2 protein-coding genes are annotated in these 1,207 nt (G+C 65.8%); both read right to left on the reverse strand.

Going from position 1 to position 1,207, the window contains the following annotated elements; translation table 11 throughout:
- A partial coding sequence (locus tag ACYPYD_RS27195; protein ID WP_459666905.1) for an MFS transporter occupies positions 1-362 on the reverse strand: 362 nt, incomplete at its 3' end.
- The coding region (locus ACYPYD_RS27200) for an MFS transporter (protein WP_459666907.1) at positions 359-1,207 on the reverse strand (849 nt) is incomplete at its 5' end. The genes ACYPYD_RS27200 and ACYPYD_RS27195, both read right to left, overlap by 4 nt.

The raw sequence follows: 1,207 nt of genomic DNA on the forward strand, positions 1-1,207 counted from the left end.
ATGCGCAGAAGGACCAGCAGTGCGGGCGCCCACAGCCCGATCGTCGCATAAGACGGGATCAAGCCGACGGCCACGGTCGCGCCTGCCATCATCACGATCGTTATCCCCAGTACCGCCTTGCGACCGTAGCGGTCACCCAATGGCCCCCAGAAGAACCCTCCGAGCGGGCGGATCAGGAAGGAGATCGCGAAAGTCGCCAGTGCGAAGAGTGTCGCTTCCGCCGTTTCCCCGGGGAAAAGCGCGGCGGAGATATACGTCACCCCATAGGCATAGATGCCATAGTCGAACCACTCGGTCGCATTGCCGATAGCCGAAGCGGCGATGGCGCGATGAAGCACGGCGGGCGAAGTCTGTTCAGTCATGATGTGATGCTTTCGTCCGCCGCAACGGGATCGAGCGCGGCCGACATGGGTGTCGTGCGCGGCAGCACGACGTAGGTTTCCTGAAGGTGAGCGGGTACCGGCTCCGAACGGACCTGCCGCCACAATCCGAAGGCGAGTGCGGCCCCGCCACAAAGGCCGACGAAGAGGAACAGCCCCGCAGTCCCCAGCACGGTCATCGCCAGAGCACCGAATAAAGGCCCGATCGCCGCGCCCAGCGAATACAGCAGTACCAGCCCCCCGCTAGCCGCCACCCGCTGTTCCGCAGAGAGATGATCGTTGGTGTGAGCGACACACAAGGGGTACAGAGCGAAACTCAAGCCGCCAAACAGGGCACCGAAGGCCATCAATGGCACGGTGCCGCTCGTCAGCGCGATGGCAAGGCTGGCAACGAGCGTTCCGGCAAAGCCCATCACGATCACCTTGCGCCGATCCATCCGGTCGGACAGGCGGCCGAGCGGCCATTGCAGAGCGACGCCGCCCATGATGACCACGCTCATGAACAGTGCCGTCCCCGACAGGTCCAGCCCCGAGCGCCGCGCATAGACCGCGCCCATCGCGTAGAACGCGCCGAGCATCACGCCGGTCAGGAAGGCCCCGACGATCCCCAGCGGCGATACCGCGTAGAGTTCGCGAAACGTGAGCGACGCCGCCTCTCCCCGTGCGGGCGCGGCGATGCGGGTCAGCACCACCGGCACGGCGGCGAGCGAGATCAGGATCGAGCCCGCCAGCAGCGGCATCGTCGAGCCCCCGCCGCCAAGGTTCAGCGTGAACTGGCCGATCGCCTGCCCCCCGTAGAGCGCGATCATGTAGCCTGCCAGGATGCT

This window comes from Novosphingobium sp. 11B (assembly GCF_054589055.1).